Raw genomic sequence first — 1894 nt, 5'->3', positions numbered from 1 at the left:
AGAGTAGACCTCTCAAAACTAAACAAAGTTTTAACTTGTGTATTTCCGTTGTGCTCTCGCACTTTTCCTTAGAAAGGAGGTGATCCAGCCGCAGGTTCTCCTACGGCTACCTTGTTACGACTTCACCCTAATCATTTGTCCCACCTTAGACGGCTAGCTCCTAATAAAAGGTTACCCCACCGGCTTTGGGTGTTACAAACTCTCATGGTGTGACGGGCGGTGTGTACAAGGCCCGGGAACGTATTCACCGTGGCATGCTGATCCACGATTACTAGCGATTCCAGCTTCATGCAGGCGAGTTGCAGCCTGCAATCCGAACTGAGATCGGTTTTAAGTGATTTGCTTACCCTCGCGAGTTCGCAGCACGTTGTACCGACCATTGTAGCACGTGTGTAGCCCAGGTCATAAGGGGCATGATGATTTGACGTCGTCCCCACCTTCCTCCGGTTTGTCACCGGCAGTCTCACTAGAGTGCCCAACTTAATGCTGGCAACTAGTAATAAGGGTTGCGCTCGTTGCGGGACTTAACCCAACATCTCACGACACGAGCTGACGACAACCATGCACCACCTGTATTCTTGTCCCCGAAGGGAAAAACTAATCTCTTAGTGTTTCAAGATATGTCAAGACCTGGTAAGGTTCTTCGCGTTGCTTCGAATTAAACCACATGCTCCACCGCTTGTGCGGGCCCCCGTCAATTCCTTTGAGTTTCAACCTTGCGGTCGTACTCCCCAGGCGGAGTGCTTAATGCGTTAGCTGCAGCACTGAAGGGCGGAAACCCTCCAACACTTAGCACTCATCGTTTACGGCGTGGACTACCAGGGTATCTAATCCTGTTTGCTACCCACGCTTTCGAACCTCAGCGTCAGTTACAGACCAGAAAGCCGCCTTCGCCACTGGTGTTCTTCCATATATCTACGCATTCCACCGCTACACATGGAGTTCCACTTTCCTCTTCTGCACTCAAGTTTACCAGTTTCCGATGCACTTCCTCGGTTGAGCCGAGGGCTTTCACATCAGACTTAATAAACCGCCTACGCTCGCTTTACGCCCAATAAATCCGGACAACGCTTGCCACCTACGTATTACCGCGGCTGCTGGCACGTAGTTAGCCGTGGCTTTCTGGTTGAATACCGTCAATACATGAACAGTTACTCTCATGCATGTTCTTCTTCAACAACAGAGTTTTACGATCCGAAAACCTTCTTCACTCACGCGGCGTTGCTCCATCAGACTTTCGTCCATTGTGGAAGATTCCCTACTGCTGCCTCCCGTAGGAGTTTGGGCCGTGTCTCAGTCCCAATGTGGCCGATTACCCTCTCAGGTCGGCTACGTATCACTGCCTTGGTAAGCCATTACCTTACCAACTAGCTAATACGCCGCGGGTCCATCCTAAAGCGATAGCAAAACCATCTTTCAAACATAAACCATGTGGTAAATGTTGTTATGCGGTATTAGCACCTGTTTCCAGATGTTATCCCCCACTTTAGGGCAGGTTACCCACGTGTTACTCACCCATCCGCCGCTCACTCAAATGTAAAATCACTCCGGTGCAAGCACCATCGTTCAATTACCAGAGTTCGCTCGACTTGCATGTATTAGGCACGCCGCCAGCGTTCGTCCTGAGCCAGGATCAAACTCTCATATTAAAAGTTTGTGACTCAAAAATTAATACTAGCGAAAATTGACTTCGTCAATGTTTCTTTAATTCAAATAATTCAAACCTTAATTAAAAGGTATATACACAATTGATTGTTAAAACTTTGTTCAGTTTTCAAAGGTCTACATGTCTGCCAAGAAGTGAACTTCTTAACAAGCGACTCAATTATCTTATCAATTGGACAAGTTAATGTCAACAACTTTTTAAAATAATTTTTTGAAGGTAAAGATGAAT

The 1894-nt window shown here is 47.1% G+C and carries 1 rRNA gene; it reads right to left on the bottom strand.

The features are described from left to right. Positions 1–72: 72 nt before the first annotated feature. A 16S ribosomal RNA gene (locus tag EKM64_RS11140) occupies positions 73–1649 on the bottom strand. Positions 1650–1894 lie beyond the last annotated feature (245 nt).

Origin of the sequence: Companilactobacillus keshanensis, assembly GCF_003946205.1 — a bacterium.
Taxonomy (GTDB): domain Bacteria; phylum Bacillota; class Bacilli; order Lactobacillales; family Lactobacillaceae; genus Companilactobacillus; species Companilactobacillus keshanensis.
The sequence above is the reverse complement of the archived record's forward strand: the minus strand, read 5'-3'. Positions and strand labels throughout refer to the sequence as shown.